Genomic DNA, 21,167 nt, shown 5'->3' with positions numbered 1-21,167 from the left:
CACTAGGCCACCCACTGCTGGTAGGCCATGTTCGCCACCAGCGCGAACACCACCGTCAGCAGCACGATCCGGACGAAGCCGCTGCCCTTCTTCAGCGCGGTGTGCGCGCCCAGGGCGCCGCCCGCCAGGTTGAACACGGCCAGGACGGCGGCCAGTTGCCACAGGATCGCGCCCTGCCAGGCGAAGGTGGCCAGGGCTCCCGCGTTGGTGCAGCAGTTGACGATCTTGGCGGTGGCGGAGGCGGTCACCAGGTCCAGGTGGAGTACGGCGGTCAGCGCCAGGACGAGGAACGTGCCGGTGCCGGGGCCGATGAGGCCGTCGTAGAAGCCGATGCCGAGGCCCGCGAGGCCGATCGCCGCGAGGATCCGGCGGCGGGTCGCGGGACCGGGCGCCGGGGCGGTGCCGAACGAGGGGCGCAGGATCACGAAGGCGCCCACCCCGAGCAGCACCACCATGATCACCGGCTTGAGCACGTCGGTTTTCATCCCGGCCGCGAAGAACGCCCCGGCCGAGGACCCGGCGAGTGCGGCCAGCCCGATGCGGACGGCGGTGCGGACGTCCACGGGTGCCCGGCGGACGTAGGTCACGGCCGCACCGGCCGTGCCGGTGATGGCGACCGCCTTGTTGGTGCCGAGCGCGACCGCGGCCGGGGTACTGCCGGGCAGACCCAGCAGCAGCGCCGGCAGCAGCAGGAGCCCGCCCCCGCCGACCACGGCGTCGATCCACCCGGCCGCGAAGGCGGCGAGGCACAGCAGGACGACCACGGTCAGCGATATGTCGGGCATGATCACGACCCTAGGCAGGGATGCGTGGGTGGTCCATGTATCTGAGGGTCTTTTGAGGTGCGGGGGTCCTACGAGGCCCGACGGTCTGTGACCCGAACGGCCGGCTCAGGCTCGGGCTCAGCCCTCCAGGGCGTCGTACGACACCCCGGTGAGTCGCTCGGAGGCCTCCCAGAGCAGCCGGCCGCCCCGGTCGTCGAGGGTCCAGGGTGCCCGCCAGGAGGGGGCCGGAGCGCCGCGCCACATGGCGAAGGACGGGCCGTGGAAGGAGTCGGGGCGCACGCCGGGGGAGGTCGCCGCGTACAGCGTGGGCAGGGCGCCCGCCTCGGCCGGCTGGGCGAGGACCCGGTTGCCGGCCTCCATGAGCCGTTCGGCCGTCCGGCGGCCCTCCGCCCGGGGCCCCGCGGTCTGGAGGTTGGTGGCGGCGTAGCCGGGGTGGGCGGCGGCCGCGACCACGTCGGACCCGGTGGCCGCGAGCCTGCGGGCCAACTCGTGCGTGAAGAGCAGGTTCGCGGTCTTCGAGCGGGCGTAGGCGATCCAACGCCGGTAGCGGCGCGCGCTGTTGAGGTCGCGCGGATCGACGTTGGCCAGGGCGTGCATCACGCTGGAGACGGTCACGACGCGGGCGCCCGGGGTGTCGAGCAGCCGGGGCAGCAGCAGCCCGGTGAGAGCGAAGTGCCCCAGGTGGTTGACCCCGAACTGGGTCTCGAACCCGTCCGCCGTCGTCCCGTACGGCGGCGCCATCACCCCGGCGTTGTCGACGAGCAGATCGAGCCGCTGGTACGGGTACCACTCCGCGAACTCCCGCACGGATCCCAGGTCCCCGAGATCCAGCCGCGCGAACTCGACCTCGACCCCCGGCGCCGCACGCCTCACCCGATCGGCCGCTCCACTCCCCCGCGCCGCGCTCCGGCACGCCAGCACCACCCGGGCGCCCCTGCGCGCCAGTTCCCGCGCGGTGACGAGACCGAGCCCGCTGTTGGCCCCGGTGACGACGGCCGTACGGCCGCTCTGGTCGGGCATGTCGCGTGTGTTCCAGCCGGGCATCGACGGCTCCCTGGTGGCGGTGGACGGCGGGCGCCTGTGGTCCACCGTGGATCCAACGTAGGAGAGGGGCGGCACCCCCGCACGGGATGCCGCCTCTCTCCTTTCGTGGACCGGAGTCCTCGTCGCAATCGGTAGTGAGGGTCGGGGACCACGACGAGGACTCCGGGGTCTGTCACCGGTTACCGGTGGTCGCTGCCCTCCGCCTCGACCGAGGCCCGGCCGGCCTCCAGGCGTGCCACCGGGATGCGGAAGGGGGAGCAGGAGACATAGTCCAGGCCCACCTCGTGGAAGAAGTGGACGGACTCGGGGTCGCCGCCGTGCTCGCCGCAGACACCGAGCTTGAGGTCCGGGCGGGTGGCCCGGCCCGCCTGGACGGCGGACTTCACCAGGGAGCCGACGCCGTCCCTGTCGATCGTCTCGAACGGCGACACCCCGAAGATGCCCTTCTCCAGGTAGGCGGTGAAGAACGACGCCTCGACGTCGTCGCGGCTGAAGCCCCACACCGTCTGGGTCAGGTCGTTCGTGCCGAAGGAGAAGAACTCCGCCGCCTCGGCGATCTGGGCCGCGGTCAGCGCGGCGCGCGGCAGCTCGATCATCGTGCCGATCGCCAGCTTGAGCCGCGTGCCGGTCGCCGCCTCCACCTCGGCGATGACCTGGTCGGCCTCCTCGCGGACGATCTCCAGCTCCTGGACGGTGCCGACCAGCGGGATCATGATCTCGGCACGCGGGTCGCCCTTGGCGGCCCGGCGCTCGGCGGCCGCCTCGGCGATGGCGCGGACCTGCATGGTGAACAGGCCGGGGACGACCAGGCCGAGGCGTACGCCGCGCAGTCCGAGCATCGGGTTCTGCTCGTGCAGGCGGTGCACGGCCTGGAGCAGGCGCAGCTCGTTCTCGTGCGGCTCCTGGCGGGACTCGGCGAGCGCCACGCGCACCGACAGCTCGGTGATGTCGGGCAGGAACTCGTGCAGCGGCGGGTCGAGCAGGCGGACGGTGACCGGCAGGCCGTCCATGGCCTCGAACAGCTCCACGAAGTCCTGCCTCTGGAGCGGGAGGAGCTGCTTGAGGGACTCCTCGCGCTCGGCCTGGGTGTCGGCCAGGATCAGCCGCTCCACCAGCTCGCGGCGGTCGCCGAGGAACATGTGCTCGGTGCGGCACAGGCCGATGCCCTGGGCGCCGAAGCGGCGGGCGCGCAGCGCGTCCTCGGCGTTGTCGGCGTTGGCACGGACGCGCAGGCGGCGCTTGCGGTCGGCGAAGGCCATCATCCGGTGAACCGCCTCGACGAGTTCGTCCGCGTCGTCGGCGCCCGGGTGCATCCGGCCCTCGAAGTACTCGACGACCGGGGGCGGGACGACCGGGACCTCGCCCAGGTACACCTTGCCCGTGGAACCGTCGATGGAGATCACGTCGCCCTCTTCGACGACGTGCCCGCCGGGGACCGTCATCCGGCGGCGCTTGGTGTCGACCTCCAGGTCCTCCGCGCCGCAGACGCACGTCTTGCCCATGCCGCGGGCGACGACGGCCGCGTGGGAGGTCTTGCCGCCGCGCGAGGTCAGGATGCCCTCGGCCGCGATCATGCCGTCCAGGTCGTCGGGGTTGGTCTCCCGGCGGACCAGGATGACCTTCTCGCCCGAGCGGGACCACTTGACGGCGGTGTACGAGTCGAAGACCGCCTTGCCGACCGCCGCGCCCGGGGAGGCGGCGATGCCGCGGGCGACCTGCTCGACCTTGGCCTCCTCGTCGAACCGCGGGAACATCAGCTGCGCGAGCTGGGCTCCGTTGACCCGCTTCAGGGCCTCGGCCTCGTCGATCAGGCCCTGGTCGACGAGCTGGGTGGCGATGCGGAACGCGGCACCGGCGGTGCGCTTGCCGACGCGGGTCTGGAGCATCCACAGCTGGCCGCGCTCGATGGTGAACTCGATGTCGCAGAGATCCTTGTAGTGGTTCTCCAGCGTCTCCATGATCTGCATCAGCCGGTCGTACGACGTCTTGTCGATCCGCTCCAGCTCGGCCAGCGGGACGGTGTTGCGGATGCCCGCGACCACGTCCTCGCCCTGCGCGTTCTGGAGGTAGTCGCCGTAGACGCCCTGCTGGCCGGAGGCGGGGTCGCGGGTGAAGGCGACGCCGGTGCCGGAGTCGGGGCCGAGGTTGCCGAACACCATGGAGCAGATGTTGACGGCGGTGCCGAGGTCGTGCGGGATGCGCTCCTGACGGCGGTAGAGCTTGGCGCGCTCGCCGTTCCAGGAGTCGAAGACCGCCTTGATGGCGAGGTCCATCTGCTCGCGCGGGTCCTGCGGGAAGTCCCGGCCGGCCTCCTTCTTGACGATCTTCTTGAAGGTGGTGACCAGCTTCTTCAGGTCGGCGGCCTCGAGCTCGGTGTCGACCGTGACCTTCTTGGTCTCCTTGGCCTTGTCGAGGGCGTCCTCGAAGAGTTCGCCCTCGACGCCGAGGACGGTCTTGCCGAACATCTGGATGAGGCGGCGGTAGGAGTCCCAGGCGAACCGGTCGTCGCCGGCCTGCTTGGCCAGGCCCTGGACGGACTTGTCGGACAGGCCGATGTTCAGGACGGTGTCCATCATGCCGGGCATGGAGAACTTGGCGCCGGAGCGGACGGAGACCAGCAGGGGGTCGTCGGCCTGGCCGAGCTTCTTGCCCATCTTCTGCTCGAGCGCGTCGAGGTGCGCGCTCACCTCGTCACGGAGTGCCGCGGGCTCCTCGCCGCTGCCGAGGTAGACCTTGCAGGCCTCGGTGGTGATCGTGAAGCCCGGCGGGACCGGAAGACCCAGGTTCGTCATCTCGGCCAGGTTCGCGCCCTTGCCGCCGAGGAGGTCCTTGAGGTCCTTGTTGCCCTCGGTGAAGTCGTAGACGAACTTCACGCCCTCAACACTGTTGCCGCGATCGGCTGCCTGAAGATCTTTGTTTTCCGACACGGGTCTCGACTCCTCGAGGACGCGGTGGCTGCCCTGACGGCGAGGAACATACCCAGATCAAAGGCCTATGGGTACGTCCACTCGTGGGTCATACGCCCGTAACCAGTCGTCCGCCAGCGGATCGAAAGTCAAGGCTTGGCAAGCCGTAGGGTGCGGATGTTTTCACTTCTTGAACGAATCAAGGCTCGCAGACGGGCCCACCCGCTCACATGAGCGGCTCTCGGCACGTCTGATTTCGATCGATGAACGATCAACACCTGGCACTGAGTGCCACCCTTTGGAGAAGTGCAGCCGCCCATGATCCGCTCATCTGAGCGCATCCCTTATCAAGGGTGGCGAGAATCACGCTGCCACAGGCGCCGGAATTTCACCATGCGGACGGCTCCCGGCCGCGTGGGCGGGGCTCCGTTTGCCGGGTGTTTGCCCGGCACCGGTGAACACGGGTGAGGCCCTTCCCGTACGGGAGTGCGGCGGGCCCCGGCGTGGTCCGCCTCCTCAGCGACGCCGCGCACGGAAGGACCTTCGGGTGCCTCAGCACACGGATACAAGCCCGTCATCGGGTGCACCATCGGACTCGGCCGGACAACCGGCGTCGCACGGACACGAACCGAAGGCCTCCGTTCCGCCCCCGGCGGAGCCGGGGACGAGCGCGGAGCCGGGGACGAGCGCGGAACCGGGGACGAGCGCGGTGCCGAGCACGGGCGCGGTGCCGAGCACGGGCGAGCGCGCGGAGCCGGAGGCCGAGGCGCCCGCTGCCACACCAGCCCGGCCCGCGGTGTCCGTTCCCGCCGCGCGCAGGCCGGGGGCGACGACCACGCCCCGCACCGGAGACATCCCCGCCCCGACCGCTTCCCCGGTGGACGACACCCCGCAGGCGACGCCGGCGACGGCCGGGGACACGCCCGCCGAGGGGACGGTGGCGCCCGGGGACAACGGGCTCCCGGCGGTGTCGAAGACCGACGAGGCGAAAACCGTCGCCGACGGCGGCGAGCCCGAGGCCACGGCGCCCGCCCAAGCCGCCGAACCCGCCGTATCGCCCGCAGGGCCCGTCGCCTCCCCGGTGTTCCCCCTACGGGTCCTGCGGGCGATACGGCCCCGGGTCGTGCGCCGGGCCTGGTGCGGGTGGAAGGGGGCGCACCCCGTGGCCGCGCGGAGGCTGTCCCACGGGGTCACTCTGCTCGCGCTCCTGCTGGTCGCCGTCGCGCTCCTGTTGCCGAACAAGCAGGCGCAGTTCCAGGTCGCGGCGTTCACGCGGCTGCCGGTGGAGGGGCTGCTCCTGGCGGCCGTGCTGCTCGTGCTGCCGCGCCGGCCGCGGGTGGCCGTGGCGGTGCTCGGCGGGCTGACGCTCGGCGTGCTGACCGTGCTGAACCTGACGGACATCGAGTTCAACGAGTACCTGGGCCGCAGCTTCGACCTGATCCTGGACTGGGAGCTGCTGGACGACGCCCAGTCGTATCTCGCGGACACCCTCGGCCGGACGACGGCGCTGCTCGCCGCGATCGGCGTCGGCCTCCTCGTCCTGGCGGTGCTCGCCCTGACGGCCCTCGCGGTCGTGCGCGTCGGCGACTTCCTGGGCCGCGACAAGGCCCGCTCCACGCGCGGGCTGCTGCTCGCCAGCGTGGTGTGGATGACGTGCTCGGCCCTGAACGTCCAGGTCGCCGGCGTCCCGGTGGCCTCCGAGCACACGGTCGTCATGGTCAGGTACCACGAGCAGGCACTGCGCTCCACGCTCCGCGACGAGCGGGAGTTCGCGAGGACGGCGCAGGCCGACCCCTTCGGCGCCACCCCGGGCAGCCAGCTCGTGCCGGACCTGCGCGGCAAGGACATGATCTTCACGTTCATCGAGAGCTACGGCCGCACCGCGATCGAGGACCCGATCACGGCGCCGGGCGTCAACAGGACCCTCGACTCCAGTACGCGGGCCCTGGCCGAGGCGGGCTTCCACGCCAGGAGCGGCTGGCTGACGTCGGCGACGTACGGCGGCGGCAGCTGGCTCGGCCACTCCACGTTCATGTCGGGCCTGTGGGTCGACAACCAGAACCGCTACCGCACCGTGTCCACCGGCGACCGCCTCACCCTGACCGAGGCGTTCAGGAAGACCGGGGCCTGGGACACGGTCGGCATCATGCCAGGCGTGCAGAAGGGCTGGCCGGAGGCGAAGTGGTACGGCCTGGACAAGGTCTACAACGCCTTCCAGATGGGGTACGAGGGGCCCAAGTTCAGCTGGTCGACCATGCCCGACCAGTACGCGCTGGAGGCCTTCCAGCGCCTGGAGCACGGCAAAAAGCGCGACAAGCCGCTGACCTCGTTCGTCATCCTGACCTCCAGCCACCAGCCCTGGGCGCCGGTGCCGGAGATGGTCGGCTGGGACCAGGTCGGTGACGGTTCGGTGTTCAAGGGCATCGAGGCGGCCGGCAAGAAGCCCGCGGACGTCCTCACCAGTTCCACCCGCTCCCGCGAGGAGTACGGCAAGTCGGTCGAGTACTCGGTGACCGCCCTGACCCAGTGGCTGGAGCGCTACGGCAAGGACGACACCGTGCTCGTGGTCCTCGGCGACCACCAGCCCATCGCCCGGGTCAGCGGCGACCACGCCAGCCGGGACGTGCCGTGCGCGATCATCGCCAAGGACCCGAAGGTCCTCGACAGGATCGACGACTGGGGCTGGACCGAGGGCCTGCGCCCCGACCACGACGCCCCGGTGTGGAAGATGAGTTCCTTCCGCGACCACTTCCTGACGGCGTACGGCTCCACGCCGCACCCGTCGAAGGGCTGACGGACCGCCGCCGCGTCGGTCCCGGCCCGCCGGCACCGACCGGCAGGCGGGAACCTGCCGAACCGGCGCCACTGGCATCACCGGCACCACGGTCGGGACGCGTCAGCCGCCGGAGGTGTCCAGTTCGGCGTCCTCGCCCACGCCCGCGCAGTCGTAGGGGTCCTTCAGCCAGCCGTCCGGCAGCACCACCCGGTTGTTGCCGGAGGTGCGCCCGCGGGGCCCGTCGGCGCCGGCGGGCCAGGGCTGGTCGAGGTCCAGCTCGTCGAGACCGGCGCGCAGCTCCTCGAGGGAGGAGGTGATCGCCAGCCGCTTGCGCATCTCGGAGCCGACCGCGAAGCCCTTGAGGTACCAGGCGACGTGCTTGCGGAAGTCGATCACACCGCGCGACTCGTCGCCGATCCACTCGCCGAGCAGGGTGGCGTGCCGGACCATGACGTCGGCGACCTCGCGCAGGGACGGGCGGGCCAGGTCCTGGCGCCCCTCGAAGGCCGCCACCAGATCGGCGAACAGCCACGGCCGGCCGAGGCAGCCGCGGCCCACGACCACGCCGTCGCAGCCGGTCTCGCGCACCATCCGCAGCGCGTCGTCGGCCGACCAGATGTCGCCGTTGCCGAGCACCGGGATCTCGGGCACGTGCTCCTTCAGGCGCGCGATGGCGTCCCAGTCCGCCGTGCCGCCGTAGTGCTGGGCGGCCGTGCGGCCGTGCAGCGCGATCGCCGTCACGCCCTCCTCGACGGCGATCCGTCCGGCGTCGAGGTGGGTGAGGTGGTCGTCGTCGATGCCCTTGCGCATCTTCATCGTGACCGGCAGGTCGCCGGCCCCGCTGACGGCCTCACGCAGGATCGCCCGCAGCAGGTTGCGCTTGTAGGGGAGGGCCGAGCCGCCGCCCTTGCGGGTCACCTTGGGCACCGGGCAGCCGAAGTTGAGGTCGATGTGGTCGGCGAGGTCCTCCTCCGCGATCATGCGGACGGCCTTGCCGACGGTGGCCGGGTCCACGCCGTACAGCTGGATCGAGCGCGGGCGCTCGCTCGCGTCGAACCTGATGAGCTGCATGGTCTTGTCGTTGCGCTCGACCAGCGCCCGGGTCGTGATCATCTCGCTGACGTACAGGCCCTTGCCCTGGCTGAACTCCCGGCACAGGGTGCGGAAGGGTGCGTTGGTGATCCCGGCCATGGGGGCCAGCACCACGGGCGGCCAGACGGTGTGCGGGCCGATCTGGAGGGGGGACTCGGGCATGGGCATTCCCCCATTGTCGCGTATCGACCGGCCCGTATCGGCACGGATCATGTACGCGAATCGGCACGGATCATGTAATAGTCATTAGTTAACCGCACTATTGAAATCCCGTACCATGGAACGCATGCCCGAGCTCAGCCCCCGACGACGGCTTCTGGTTCTCGCGATCTGCTGCATGAGCCTGCTGATCGTGAGCCTGGACAACACCGTTCTGAACGTCGCCCTGCCCTCGATGCAGCGCGAGTTGCACGCGAGTACCTCCGGCCTTCAGTGGACCATCGACGCGTACACACTGGTGCTGGCCTCCCTGCTGATGCTCGCCGGCTCCACGGCCGACCGGATCGGCCGCAAGGGCGTCTTCATGGCCGGCCTGGTCGTCTTCGGCGTCGGCTCGCTGCTGTGCTCCCTCGCGCCGAACCTGGAGCTGCTGGTCGTCTTCCGCATGGTGCAGGCGGTCGGCGGCTCGATGCTCAACCCGGTCGCCATGTCGATCATCACCAACACCTTCACCGACCCGCGTGAGCGGGCCCGCGCGATCGGGGCGTGGGGCGCGGTGGTCGGCCTGTCCATGGCCGCGGGGCCGCTGGTGGGCGGGCTGCTGGTGGAGTCGGTCGGCTGGCGTTCGATCTTCTGGATCAACCTGCCGATCTGCGCGGCGGCGCTGCTGCTCACCCTGCGCTTCGTGCCCAGGTCGCGGGCGCCCAGGGCCCGCAGGACCGACCCCGTCGGCCAGCTGCTGGTCATCGTCCTGTTCGGCGCGCTGACGTACGCGATCATCGAGGCCCCGGAGTCCGGCCTCACCACCGTCGTGCCGTTCGCCGTCGCCGCGGCGGCGGCTCTGCTCGCCCTGCTGTGGTACGAGCCGCGCCGCGCCGAACCCCTCATCGACCTGCGCTTCTTCCGCTCGGCGCCGTTCAGTGGGGCCACCGTCATCGCGATCAGCGCGTTCGCGGCCCTCGGCGGCTTCCTGTTCCTGTCCACGCTGTACCTGCAGAACGTGCGCGGCCTGGACGCGCTGCACGCGGGCCTGTGGATGCTGCCGCTGGCGGCGCCGACCTTCCTGTGCGCGCCGCTGTCCGGGCGCCTGGTCGGCAGCCGGGGGCCGCGTCTGCCCCTGCTGATCGCGGGGATCACGATGACCGCGGGCGCGGTGCTGTTCGCGGCCTTCGAGGCCGAGACCTCCGACCTGACCCTCGTCATCGGGTACGTCCTGTTCGGCATCGGCTTCGGCTTCGTCAACGCGCCCATCACCAACACCGCCGTCTCCGGCATGCCGCGCGCCCAGGCCGGCGTCGCCGCGGCCGTCGCCTCCACCAGCCGCCAGCTCGGGCAGACCCTCGGGGTCGCGGTGGTCGGCGCGCTGCTGGCCGCCGGGATCGGCTCCTCGCCCTACCGGGACGCGTTCGTCCCGGCGGCCCGTTCCGGATGGTGGGTGCTGGTGGTGTGCGGCGCCGTGGTGCTGGCACTGGGCGCGGTCACCAGCGGCCGGTGGGCCAGGGGAACCGCCCGGCGCACGGCCGAGCGGCTCCAGGAGCAGGAGGTGCGGGAGGCGGCGGGCATCGGCGCCTGAGACGCCCGAGACGTCCGACCTGCTGGGCCTCCTGACCTACCTAAGCCTCCTGACCTGCAAAAAGGAGTCCGGCGGCCCGCGCCGAGAAGGCCACGGGAGTGCTCACGTGACGTGTGCGAGCGTTTCCGGGCCGTGACGACCGCTGCGGAGCGGGGCGCCGCCAGAACGCTTGGTAAGAAAGAAGTAAGCGCGATCATGGCGGCTGAGCTGCGGCTTCTCATCAAAGCACCGCCCACTCCCAGCCCCGCGTTACTCCTCCCGAGTCGCCGCGCGAGCGATCAGCGGCAAATCTGGAGAAGCGCGCCGAGCCCTGTGGGCCCGGCGCGACGCAGGGGGGAACCATTCAACGGGAGGCCACCATGCATCTCACCCTCCGCCACTGTGCCCGTGGTGTCGCCGCGGGCGTCCTGTCCGCCGCTCTGGTGTCGGCCGGATCGGCCGCCGCCTTCGCCGCGACCAGCCCGAGCCCGAAGCAGACCCGCATGCACACCACGATGCCGACCAGGGCCGCGTCGATCACGGCCAGGTCCAGCCACGACGCGATCCGGGCCGGTGAGAGCATCACGCTCACCGGGCGCACCGCGAACCTGGCGACCGGCACCAAGCTGACCGTCGAGCGCATGGAGAACGGCAAGTGGACCGCGCTGCGCACGACCACCGAGGTCAAGAAGGGCGACACCTACACGGTGTCCACCAAGCTCGCGACCAAGGGCAAGCAGCAGCTGCGCGTGGTGCACGGCGACGCACGCTCCGAGACGGTCACCGTGAACGTGACCTGACCCGGGAGGTGACACGGTGCTAACGGGCTCGTAGCCCGCCCAGCACCAGTTCGAGCACCGCCTCGAACTCCTCCTCGATCGCCGGCCGCTTCCACTCCCGGGCATGACCCGGATCGTGGAAGCGGCCGGTGGCATGAAACAGGGCCCGGGCCGCGACGGCCGGGTCGTCGGCCGTGAAGACACCGGTCGCGACGCCGTCCCGGACGATCCGGGTCAACTGGCCGGTCAGGTCGTCGATGTGCTCGGCGACCGCCACCCCGTTCTCCCCGGTGAGCACCGAGTACGTGGCGAACAGTTCGGGGTCGTCGCCCGCCTTGCGGCGCTTGGCCTCGAACAGCCCCCGCAGCCAGTCGCGCAGCCGGGCCTCCGGGCCTTGCCGCTCGGCGGCGATGCCGGCCAGCGCGTCGGACGTGCGGTCCAGCCACCGCTTGGTCACCGCCTCGCGCAGCGCCGCCTTCGTACGGAAGTGCCGGTAGACACTGCCATGGCTGACACCGAGCGCGCGGGCCACGTCCACCACGGTGGCCTTGGCCGGCCCGTGGCGGCGCAGCACCTCCTCGGTCGCCTCGAGGATGCGCTCGGCGGTCAGGGTCTCGGTGGTGGGTGGCATGTCCTAGACCGTACCCGCGCCCTGATCAGTGTTCGCTGTCCAGGTGGGTCATCTGCGCCTCGGGGTAGCGCGCGCCGGCCGCCGCGTCCGCCGGGACGGCCTCCTCGATGGCCGTGAGATCGGCTTCCTCCAGCGTGACGGCGGTCGCGCCCAGCGCCTCCGCCAGCCGCTCCCGGGTGCGGGCGCCGATCAGCGGGACGATGACCGTGTCGTGCCGCGGGCCCTGGGAGAGCACCCAGGCGATGGCGGCCTGCGCGACCGTGACGCCCTTGCCCTCGGCGACCTTGCGCAGGGCTTCGACGAGGTCCAGGTTGTGCTGGAGGTTCTCGCCCTGGAAGCGTGGCGAATGGGCCCGGAAGTCGTGCGCGGCGAGCTTGCGGTCGCGGGCGAAGTGCCCGGAGATCAGACCGCGCGAGAGCACGCCGTAGGCCGTGACGGCGATGCCGAGTTCGCGGGTGGTGGGCAGGATCCGGTCCTCGACGCCGCGGGAGACGAGCGAGTACTCGATCTGGAGGTCCGAGATCGGCGCGGTGGCGGCGGCCCGGCGGATCGTGTCGGCGCCGACCTCGCTGAGGCCGATGTGCCGGACGTGTCCCTTCTCGACGAGTTCCGCGATGGCGCCGACCGTCTCCTCGATCGGCACGTCCGGGTCGACCCGGGCGATCCGGTAGACGTCGATGTGGTCGACGCCGAGGCGCTGGAGGGAGTAGGCGGCGAAGTTCTTCACGGCGGCCGGACGGCCGTCGTAGCCGGCCCAGTTGCCGTCCGGGTCGCGCAGGGCGCCGAACTTCACGCTGAGCAGGGCCTGTTCGCGGCGGGCCGCGGGGGCGGTGCGCAGGGCCTCACCGACCAGCATCTCGTTGTGGCCCATGGCGTAGAAGTCGCCGGTGTCGAGCAGGGTCACGCCCGCTTCGAGGGCGGCGTGCACGGTGGCGACGGACTCGGTCCGGTCCGCCTCGCCGTACAGCGCGGACATGCCCATGCAGCCGAGGCCGAGGGCGGAGACCTGGGGTCCGGTGGTTCCGAGGCGGCGGGTGTCCATGGGGGCTCCTTGGGGTGGCTCGGAGGGCGGGGTGTACGGGTACCCGAAAAGAGCTTGGCATGACAACTGACAGATTTCAATATCTGTCAGTTGTCACCTGTCACCCGCCTTTCCACCCGCCCTCCGCCGACGCACCGCCGGGCCGATTTGGTCCAGACCTATTGACGAGAGGTCTGGACCATGAGCACTGTCATGCCTACGACACCTCACCGCACCCCCACCGGGAGGCTCCGCATGATCCGCCGCAGACTGCGTCTGCTCGCCGCCGCTCTGGCCACCGCCTGTCTCACCCAGCTCTCCGTCGCCCTGGCCCCCACCGCCTCGGCCGCCGACACCTGCGCCGTCAAGTCCAGGCCCACCGGCAAGGTCCTCCAGGGCTACTGGGAGAACTGGGACGGCTCCGCCAACGGCGTCCATCCGCCCTTCGGCTGGACACCGATCACCGACTCGCGCATCGCCGCACACGGCTACAACGTGATCAACGCGGCCTTCCCGGTCATCCGCTCCGACGGGACGGCCCTGTGGGAGGACGGCATGGACGTGGGCGTGAAGGTGGCGACGCCCGCGGAGATGTGTGCGGCCAAGGCGTCCGGGCAGACGATCCTGCTGTCCATCGGCGGCGCGACGGCCGGTATCGACCTCAGCTCGCCGGCCGTGGCGGACCGGTTCGTCGCGACGATCGTCCCGCTCCTGAAGGAGTACAACTTCGACGGCATCGACATCGACATCGAGACGGGCCTGACCGGCAGCGGGAACATCAACGAGCTGTCCCCGGCCCAGGCCAACCTGATCCGGATCATCGACGGGATCCTCGCGCAGATGCCGTCGAACTTCGGCCTGACGATGGCCCCGGAGACCGCCTACGTCACCGGCGGCAGCGTCACCTACGGCTCGATCTGGGGCGCGTACCTGCCGATCATCAAGAAGTACGCCGACAACGGCCGCCTGTGGTGGCTGAACATGCAGTACTACAACGGCAGCATGTACGGCTGCTCCGGCGACTCCTACGCGGCGGGCACCGTGGCCGGCTTCACCGCCCAGACCGACTGCCTCGCGAGCGGCCTGGTGGTGCAGGGCACGACGATCACGGTCCCCTACGACAAGCAGGTCCCGGGCCTGCCCGCCCAACCCGGCGCGGGCGGCGGTCACATGGCGCCCGCGCTGGTCTCCGAGGCCTGGAGCCACTACGGCACGAGCCTGAAGGGCCTGATGACCTGGTCGATCAACTGGGACGGGTCGCAGAACTGGACCTTCGGCGACAACGTGAAGGCGCTGCAAGGCCGTTGAGGAACGGTCGCTGAGCAACAGCCGTTGAGCGACGGCGAACGCCGGACGGCCGCCGAGTGGGACACTCGGCGGCCGTCCGGCGCTGGGGTACTGCCGGGTTACCGGGTCAGCAGCCGACGAGACGGCCGGCCAGGTAGCCCTCGATCTGGTCGAGGGAGACGCGCTCCTGCTTCATGGTGTCGCGCTCGCGGACGGTGACCGCGTTGTCCTCGAGGGTGTCGAAGTCGACCGTGACGCAGTACGGCGTGCCGATCTCGTCCTGGCGGCGGTAGCGGCGGCCGATCGCGCCGGCGTCGTCGAACTCGATGTTCCAGTTCTGGCGCAGGGCCTGGGCCAGGCCCTTGGCCTTGGGCGACAGCTCCGGGTTGCGCGACAGGGGCAGCACCGCGACCTTCACCGGGGCCAGGCGGTGGTCCAGGCGCAGCACCGTGCGCTTCTCCATCTTGCCCTTGGCGTTGGGCGCCTCGTCCTCGACGTAGGCGTCGAGCAGGAAGGCGAGCATCGCCCGGCCGACACCGGCCGCCGGCTCGATGACGTACGGCGTCCAGCGCTCGCCGGCCTCCTGGTCGAAGTAGGAGAGGTCCTGGCCGGAGGCCTTGGCGTGGGAGGAGAGGTCGTAGTCGGTGCGGTTGGCGACACCCTCGAGCTCGCCCCACTCGCTGCCGCCGAACTGGAAGCGGTACTCGATGTCGGCGGTGCGCTTGGAGTAGTGGGAGAGCTTCTCCTTCGGGTGCTCGTACCAGCGCATGTTCTCCTCACGCAGGCCCAGACCGGTGTACCAGCTCCAGCGCTGCTCCATCCAGTACTCCTGCCACTCCTCGTCCTCGCCCGGCTTGACGAAGAACTCCATCTCCATCTGCTCGAACTCGCGGGTACGGAAGATGAAGTTGCCCGGCGTGATCTCGTTGCGGAAGGACTTGCCCATCTGGGCGATGCCGAACGGCGGCTTGCGGCGCGAGGTGGTCTGCACCTGGCCGAAGTTGGTGAAGATGCCCTGGGCGGTCTCGGGGCGCAGGTAGGCGACGGAGCCGGAGTCCTGGGTCGGGCCGAGGTGGGTGGAGAGCAGGCCCGAGAACTGCTTGGGCTCGGTGAACTGGCCCTTGTTGCCGCAGTTGGGGCAGTTGACGTCCGCCAGGCCGTTCTCCGGGGCGCGGCCCTTCTTCTCCTCGTAGGCCTCTTCCAGGTGGTCGGCGCGGAACCGCTTGTGGCAGGAGGTGCACTCCGTCAGCGGGTCCGTGAAGGTGGCGACGTGACCGGAGGCGACCCAGACCTCGGGCGCCAGGATCACGGACGAGTCGATGCCGACCACGTCCTCGCGGGACGTCACCATGTAGCGCCACCACTGACGCTTGAGGTTCTCCTTGAGCTCGACACCCAGGGGCCCGTAATCCCAGGCGGCACGCTGGCCGCCGTAGATCTCACTGCAGGGGAATACGAAGCCACGGCGCTTGCTCAGGCTGACGATGGTGTCGATCTTGTCGGCGGCCACGGTGCTCTCTTCATTACGACGACGGGCGACGAAGCGAGACGCTTCACGAGCGAATGCTTCAGGGTACCGGCGGTGGCTCCCCCTCGACCAAATCGGTGCCGGGTAACGGCCCTTTTCGGGTCTCTCACGAGGCTTGTTGACAACGGTTTCCATCTTCGTTGAAAATGACTGTCATGAACGTACGACGACGCCTCATAACTGGTTCCGCCGCGCTTGCGGCCACGACCCTCGGCCTCGGAGCCCTCTCCGCCTGCTCCTCCTCCGACGCGGCCGCAGGAGGGGGCAGCGGCACCTACGACGTCGTCGCGTCGTTCTACCCGATGGCCTTCCTCGCCGAGCAGATCGGCGGGAGCCACGTGCACGTCACCAGTCTCACCAAGCCCGGCCAGGAGCCGCACGACCTGGAGATCAGCGCCCAGCAGACCGCGCGGCTCGAGAGGTCCGACGCGGTTCTCTACCTCAAGAACCTCCAGCCCTTCGTGGACAAGGCCGTCGCCCAGTCCTCGATCAGGACGAAGATCGACGCGGCCTCCCTGACCACCCTGGAGGAGCACGGCAACGAGGTGGGCGGCCACGCCGCCGCCCACGACGACCACCCCGGCGAGGAGGCCGGCGGCCTGGACCCGCACATCTGGCTCGACCCGGTGCGCTACGCGCAGGTCGCCGAGGGCGTCGGCAAGGCCTTCGAGAAGGGCGACCCGGACCACGCGGCCGACTACCGCAAGAACACCGAGGCCCTGGTCAAGAAGCTCGACGCGCTCAACACCCGGTTCGAGACCGGGCTGAAGAACACCAGGAGCAAGGTGTTCATCACCACCCACGCCGCCTTCGGCTACCTCGCCGAGCGCTACGGCCTGACCGAGGAGGCCATCAACGGCCTCGACCCGGACTCCGAGCCCAGCGCCGCCCGGGTGAGGGACCTGGAGAAGATGGCGAAGGCCGACGGGGTCACCACGGTCTTCTACGAGACGCTGGTCAGCGACAAGACCGCGAAGACCATCGCCAAGGACGCGAACCTGAAGACGGACGTCCTCGACCCGATCGAGGGCATCACCGACCGGTCCCGCGGCACCGACTACTTCCAGGTCATGGACGCCAACCTCAAGGCGCTGCAGACGGCCCTGGGCGCCAAGTGACCCCTACGGAGGGCGTCATGGACGTCAGGAACGAGCCCGATTCCGTCATCTCCCTGCGCGGTGTGCGCGCCGAGCTGGGCTCGCGCCCCGTCCTGCGCGACATCGACCTCACCGTGCGCCGCGGCGAGGTCGTCGCCCTGCTCGGCGCCAACGGCTCCGGCAAGTCGACGGCCGTGCGCAGCGTCATCGGCCAGGTGCCGGTGAGCGCCGGCGAGATCGAGCTGTTCGGCACACCCCGGCGCCGCTTTCGCGACTGGGCGCGCGTCGGCTACGTACCGCAGCGCACGACCGCCGCGGGCGGCGTCCCGGCGACGGTCACCGAGATCGTCTCCTCGGGCCGGCTCTCCCGCACCCGCTTCGGGATCTTCCGCAAGGCCGACCACGCGGCCGTGCGGCACGCCCTGGAGCTGGTCGGCATGGCGGACCGCGCGAAGGACTCCGTGAACGCCCTCTCCGGCGGTCAGCACCAGCGCGTGCTGATCGCCCGCGCGCTCGCCGCCGCGCCCGAGCTGCTGATCATGGACGAGCCGATGGCCGGCGTCGACCTGGCCAGCCAGGAGGTGCTGGCGGGCACGCTGAGGGAGCAGGTGGCGGCCGGTACGACGGTGCTGCTCGTGCTGCACGAGCTGGGCCCCCTGGAGCCGCTGATCGACCGGGCGGTGGTGCTGCGCGACGGCTGCGTCGTACACGACGGCCCGCCCCCGAAGGCCGTCGGCCAGCATGCCCTGCCCGGCCACGACCACGTACACCCGCACGACGCCTCGGGCGCCGACCCGATCCGCACAGGACTGCTGAGCTGATGGACCTGTTGAACTACGCCTTCATGCAGCGGGCCCTGCTCGCCGCCGTCCTGGTCGGCATCACCGCGCCCGCCGTCGGCATCTACCTCGTCCAGCGCCGCCAGGCCCTGATGGGCGACGGCATCGGCCACGTGGCCATGACCGGCGTCGGCCTGGGCTTCCTGCTGTCCACCTCCCCGGTGTGGATGGCGACGGCCGTCTCCGTGCTGGGCGCGATCCTGATGGAGCTGATCCGCTGGTACGGCCGCACCCGCGGCGACATCGCCCTCGCGATGCTCTTCTACGGCGGCATGGCGGGCGGCGTCATGTTCATCAACCTCGCCCCCGGCGGCTCCAACGCCAACCTGACGTCGTACCTGTTCGGCTCGCTCTCCACGGTCTCGCAGTCCGACGTCACCGCGATCTGCCTGCTGGCCGCCTTCGTCGTCCTGGTCACCCTGGGCCTGCGCCGCCAGCTGTTCGCGGTCAGCCAGGACGAGGAGTTCGCGCGGGTGACCGGGCTGCCGGTGCGCGCCCTGAACCTGCTGACGGCGGTCACGGCGGCGGTGACGGTGACGGTCGCGATGCGCGTGGTGGGGCTGCTGCTGGTCAGCGCGCTGATGGTGGTCCCGGTGGCCGCCGCCCAGCAGCTCACCCGCAGCTTCGCCGCGACCTTCGCGATCGCCGTCGCCATCGGGGTGAGCGTGACGATCGGCGGCACGGTCACCTCGTACTACCAGGACGTGCCGCCCGGCGCGACGATCGTGCTGCTCACCATCGCGGCATTCATCGCGCTCACCGCGCTGGCCACACCGCTGGCCCGGCGACGCGCGCGGGCACTCGCCGCGGCGCAGCCCGCCGGGGACCCCGCCGAGTGCGCGATTCCGGCCACCCGGGCGGCCGGTGACGCAACCGGCGCCTGACCGTCCGCGGGCCGCAACTGGCACAATGGCCCACAGGCGAGACGTGAGGAGGCCGACCGGTGACCACCGCTGGACCGCCCGTGAAGGGCCGCGCCACCCGGCAGCGTGCCGCAGTCGCGGCGGCCCTCGACGAGGTCGACGAGTTCCGCAGCGCGCAGGAACTCCACGACATGCTCAAGCACAAGGGTGACTCGGTGGGCCTGACGACGGTCTACCGCACCCTCCAGTCCCTCGCCGACGCGGGCGAGGTCGACGTCCTGCGCACCTCCGACGGCGAGTCGGTCTACCGCCGCTGCTCCACCGGCGAACACCACCACCACCTCGTGTGCCGCGTCTGCGGCAAGGCGGTCGAGGTCGAGGGTCCGCTGGTGGAGAAGTGGGCGGAGGCCGTCGCCGCGGAGCACGGCTACGTCAACGTCGCCCACACGGTGGAGATCTTCGGCACCTGCGCGGACTGCGCGGCCGCGCAGGGCTGAGCGGGCCTCAGACCCGGGACAGGCTGCGGTCCAGCAGGGCCCGCAGCCGGTCCACGTCCTCAGGGGTGTGCGCGCCCCGCTTGACCAGCACCGCGGCGCAGGCCCCGATGCGGTCGGGGCTGCGGAGCACAAAGCAGCGGTCGGTCTCGGCATAGCTGCCGTAGTTGGCCCATCCCAGGCGTATGTCGGCGTGGGTGCTCACCGTCCGCACCCCCTGCTCGCCCACGGTCACGCGCATCACGCCGTGGTGCTGGTTGGCCCTCAGCAGCTGCCGGGCCGTTATCCGGGGTACCCGGGCCATCAGCACCGGCCAGAAGACGAACATCCCCCCGAAGATGCAGAAGACGACGTCGTCCTGGAGCACGCCCAACGCGAACTGCGCGGCCCCCAGCAGCCCGACGCAGACCAGGAAGACCGGGCGGTAGAGGATGCCGGCCCGGCCGCGCTTGCGCAGCATCAGCCGCACGGCGTCCGTCAGCTCGTCCTGCCGGTACTCGTACTCCAGCACGACCTCGGTCTCGCGCTGCTCCACCGTCTGTTCGGTCACGGCCCCTCCCAGGGATCATGGTGACGAGCCGTGATCGTAACCACCGCGGGTGACAGCGGCGTGGCCCGGGGACTACTCCTGCCTGCCCTCCATGGCCAGCAGCTCCTCGTTCGGGATGGCGCCGCCGAAGCGGCGGTCGCGGGAGGCGAACTCGACGCAGGCCCGCCACAGGTCGCGGCGGTCGAAGTCGGGCCACAGGACGTCCTGGAAGACCATCTCCGCGTACGCGCTCTGCCAGAGCAGGTAGTTGGACGTGCGCTGCTCACCGCTCGGGCGCAGGAACAGGTCGACGTCCGGCATGTCCGGGTAGTACAGGTACTTCTGGATCGTCTTCTCGGTGACCTTGGCCGGGTCGAGCCGACCCGCCCTGACGTCCTCCGCGAGCGCCTTCGCCGCGTCCGCGAGTTCGGCCCGGCCGCCGTAGTTCATGCAGAAGTACAGCGTGAGCAGGTCGTTGTCCTTGGTCTGCTCCTGGGCGACCTGGAGCTCCTGGGCGACGGACTTCCACAGCTTGGGCATACGGCCCACCCAGCGCACCCGGATGCCCAGCCCGTCGAGCTGGTCGCGGCTCTTGCGGATGAAGTCGCGGTTGAAGTTCATCAGGAAGCGCACCTCCTCGGGCGAGCGCTTCCAGTTCTCGGTGGAGAAGGCGTACAGGGAGATGTTCTCGACGCCGATCTCGATCGCGCCCTGCAACACGTCCAGCACCCGCTCGGCGCCGACCTTGTGCCCCTCGGTGCGGGGCAGCCCGCGCTCCTTGGCCCAGCGTCCGTTCCCGTCCATGACGATCGCCACGTGCTCGGGGACCAGCTCGCCGGGGAGCTTCGGCGCGCGGGCACCGGACGGATGCGGTTCGGGCGCCGTGTACTCGCGGCGCCGACGCCCAAGGATCCCGCGTACGGCCATGTGCTTCTCGTCTCCCTAGGTCTTTGTGCGTACTACTGTTCCACGTACCGGAGTGAGCGCAGCCCGCGCTCCAGGTGCCAGTGGAGATAGGCGGACACCAGTCCGCTGCCCTCCCTGACATGCCGCGGCTCGCAGGCGTCGGCCGTCTCCCAGTCCCCCGTGAGCAGCGCGCCGAGCAGTTCCAGCGTCTGCGGCGAGGGTACGACACTGCCGGGCACCCGGCAGTCGGCGCAGACGGAGCCGCCGGAGGCCACCGAGAAGAAGCGGTTCGGGCCGGGCATCCCGCACCGGGCGCAGTCGCCGAAGCTGGGCGCGTAGCCGTTGACGGCCAGCGAACGCAGCAGGAAGGCGTCGAGCACGAGGTGCGGGGCGTGCTCGCCCCGGGCGAGGGTGCGCAGGCCGCCCACGAGCAGCAGGTACTGCTGGACGGCCGGCTCGCCCTCGTGGTCGGTGAACCGCTCGGCGGTCTCCAGCATGGCCGTCCCGGCGGTGTAGCGGGCGTAGTCGGTCACGATCCCGCCGCCGTAGGGGGCGATGGTCTCGCTCTGCGTGCACAGCGGCAGCCCGCGCCCGACCAGATCGCTCCCCCGCGCGAAGAACTGCACGTCCACGTGCGAGAACGGCTCCAGCCTGGCCCCGAACTTGGACTTGGTCCGCCGCACGCCTCGCGCCACGGCGCGTACCCGCCCGTGGCCGCGGGTGAGCAGCGTGATGATCCGGTCCGCCTCACCCAGCTTCTGGGTGCGCAGCACGATGCCGTCGTCGCGGAACAGGCTCATGGCGTCCATTCTCGCCCACATGCGCCGTGGGTGAGACCGCACCTCCGGCCCGGCTTCCGGCGTGGCGCAACCGCGACGG

General features: G+C 70.8%; 18 protein-coding genes. 8 read left to right on the top strand and 10 right to left on the bottom strand.

Going from position 1 to position 21,167, the window contains the following annotated elements; genetic code table 11:
- Positions 1–2: 2 nt before the first annotated feature.
- The 3 genes from ACTYVM_RS27870 to ppdK form a co-directional block, all read right to left on the bottom strand.
- Positions 3–785, bottom strand: coding sequence for a sulfite exporter TauE/SafE family protein (locus ACTYVM_RS27870; protein WP_445528595.1), 783 nt, complete (start codon positions 783–785; stop codon positions 3–5).
- Positions 786–902: 117 nt separating this feature from the next.
- The gene (locus ACTYVM_RS27865) at positions 903–1,829 is read right to left on the bottom strand and encodes an oxidoreductase (RefSeq protein WP_445528594.1); all 927 of its coding nucleotides are present in this window, start codon (positions 1,827–1,829) and stop codon (positions 903–905) included.
- Between the two features lie 179 nt (positions 1,830–2,008).
- Positions 2,009–4,756 carry a pyruvate, phosphate dikinase gene (gene ppdK, locus ACTYVM_RS27860; protein WP_445528593.1) on the bottom strand — a complete coding sequence of 916 codons (2,748 nt, stop codon included), beginning with the start codon at positions 4,754–4,756 and terminating at the stop codon, positions 2,009–2,011.
- A 1,078-nt stretch (positions 4,757–5,834) separates the two neighbouring features.
- Here ppdK and ACTYVM_RS27855 point away from each other — a divergent pair.
- Positions 5,835–7,529: an alkaline phosphatase family protein gene (locus tag ACTYVM_RS27855; RefSeq protein ID WP_445528652.1), complete on the top strand. Its 1,695-nt coding sequence runs from the start codon at positions 5,835–5,837 to the stop codon at positions 7,527–7,529.
- Between the two features lie 102 nt (positions 7,530–7,631).
- Here ACTYVM_RS27855 and dusB read toward each other — a convergent pair whose 3' ends face one another.
- Positions 7,632–8,771 (bottom strand): tRNA dihydrouridine synthase DusB, encoded by a 1,140-nt coding sequence (gene dusB / locus ACTYVM_RS27850; RefSeq protein ID WP_445528592.1) that lies wholly within the window; start codon positions 8,769–8,771, stop codon positions 7,632–7,634.
- A gap of 118 nt (positions 8,772–8,889) precedes the next feature.
- Between dusB and ACTYVM_RS27845 the strand changes: the two genes are divergently transcribed.
- Both ACTYVM_RS27845 and ACTYVM_RS27840 read left to right on the top strand, forming a co-directional pair.
- Complete coding sequence (locus tag ACTYVM_RS27845; RefSeq protein WP_445528591.1) at positions 8,890–10,335, top strand: MFS transporter; 1,446 nt, start codon at positions 8,890–8,892, stop codon at positions 10,333–10,335.
- A 359-nt stretch (positions 10,336–10,694) separates the two neighbouring features.
- On the top strand, positions 10,695–11,114 hold the full coding sequence (locus ACTYVM_RS27840) for a hypothetical protein (RefSeq protein WP_445528590.1): 420 nt from the start codon (positions 10,695–10,697) through the stop codon (positions 11,112–11,114).
- A gap of 19 nt (positions 11,115–11,133) precedes the next feature.
- Here the strand turns inward: ACTYVM_RS27840 and ACTYVM_RS27835 are convergent, their stop codons facing one another.
- Together ACTYVM_RS27835 and ACTYVM_RS27830 are read right to left on the bottom strand one after the other, a co-directional pair.
- Complete coding sequence (locus ACTYVM_RS27835) at positions 11,134–11,724, bottom strand: TetR/AcrR family transcriptional regulator (RefSeq protein ID WP_445528589.1); 591 nt, start codon at positions 11,722–11,724, stop codon at positions 11,134–11,136.
- Between the two features lie 25 nt (positions 11,725–11,749).
- A complete protein-coding gene (locus tag ACTYVM_RS27830) occupies positions 11,750–12,766 on the bottom strand; it encodes an aldo/keto reductase (protein WP_445528588.1) in 1,017 nt (338 codons plus the stop codon).
- A gap of 234 nt (positions 12,767–13,000) precedes the next feature.
- Between ACTYVM_RS27830 and ACTYVM_RS27825 the strand changes: the two genes are divergently transcribed.
- Positions 13,001–14,053: a chitinase gene (locus ACTYVM_RS27825; RefSeq protein WP_445528651.1), complete on the top strand. Its 1,053-nt coding sequence runs from the start codon at positions 13,001–13,003 to the stop codon at positions 14,051–14,053.
- Between the two features lie 106 nt (positions 14,054–14,159).
- Here the strand turns inward: ACTYVM_RS27825 and ACTYVM_RS27820 are convergent, their stop codons facing one another.
- The gene (locus ACTYVM_RS27820; RefSeq protein ID WP_445528587.1) at positions 14,160–15,542 is read right to left on the bottom strand and encodes a glycine--tRNA ligase; all 1,383 of its coding nucleotides are present in this window, start codon (positions 15,540–15,542) and stop codon (positions 14,160–14,162) included.
- A gap of 173 nt (positions 15,543–15,715) precedes the next feature.
- On the opposite strand from ACTYVM_RS27820, the gene ACTYVM_RS27815 reads away from it, so the two are divergent.
- The 4 genes from ACTYVM_RS27815 to ACTYVM_RS27800 are packed head-to-tail and all read left to right on the top strand — an operon-like array spanning position 15,716 to position 18,856.
- Positions 15,716–16,678 carry a metal ABC transporter substrate-binding protein gene (locus ACTYVM_RS27815; RefSeq protein ID WP_445528586.1) on the top strand — a complete coding sequence of 321 codons (963 nt, stop codon included), beginning with the start codon at positions 15,716–15,718 and terminating at the stop codon, positions 16,676–16,678.
- A gap of 17 nt (positions 16,679–16,695) precedes the next feature.
- Positions 16,696–17,478 (top strand): metal ABC transporter ATP-binding protein, encoded by a 783-nt coding sequence (locus ACTYVM_RS27810; RefSeq protein WP_445528585.1) that lies wholly within the window; start codon positions 16,696–16,698, stop codon positions 17,476–17,478.
- On the top strand, positions 17,478–18,380 hold the full coding sequence (locus ACTYVM_RS27805; RefSeq protein ID WP_445528584.1) for a metal ABC transporter permease: 903 nt from the start codon (positions 17,478–17,480) through the stop codon (positions 18,378–18,380). Before ACTYVM_RS27810 ends, ACTYVM_RS27805 begins: the two co-directional genes overlap by 1 nt.
- Positions 18,381–18,439: 59 nt before the next feature.
- A complete protein-coding gene (locus tag ACTYVM_RS27800) occupies positions 18,440–18,856 on the top strand; it encodes a Fur family transcriptional regulator (RefSeq protein ID WP_445528583.1) in 417 nt (138 codons plus the stop codon).
- A 7-nt stretch (positions 18,857–18,863) separates the two neighbouring features.
- On the opposite strand, the gene ACTYVM_RS27795 is transcribed toward ACTYVM_RS27800, so the two are convergent.
- The 3 genes from ACTYVM_RS27795 to recO all read right to left on the bottom strand — a co-directional run bounded on the left by ACTYVM_RS27795 (position 18,864) and on the right by recO (position 21,088).
- Positions 18,864–19,403, bottom strand: coding sequence for a YcxB family protein (locus ACTYVM_RS27795; protein WP_445528582.1), 540 nt, complete (start codon positions 19,401–19,403; stop codon positions 18,864–18,866).
- Between the two features lie 72 nt (positions 19,404–19,475).
- Positions 19,476–20,309, bottom strand: coding sequence for an isoprenyl transferase (locus tag ACTYVM_RS27790; protein WP_445528581.1), 834 nt, complete (start codon positions 20,307–20,309; stop codon positions 19,476–19,478).
- A 32-nt stretch (positions 20,310–20,341) separates the two neighbouring features.
- Positions 20,342–21,088 (bottom strand): DNA repair protein RecO, encoded by a 747-nt coding sequence (gene recO, locus ACTYVM_RS27785; protein ID WP_445528580.1) that lies wholly within the window; start codon positions 21,086–21,088, stop codon positions 20,342–20,344.
- Positions 21,089–21,167: the final 79 nt, after the last annotated feature.

Source organism: Streptomyces cyslabdanicus (assembly GCF_052663305.1).
Note: the sequence above shows the minus strand (reverse complement) of the source record. Positions and strands in the feature narration are given on the sequence as shown.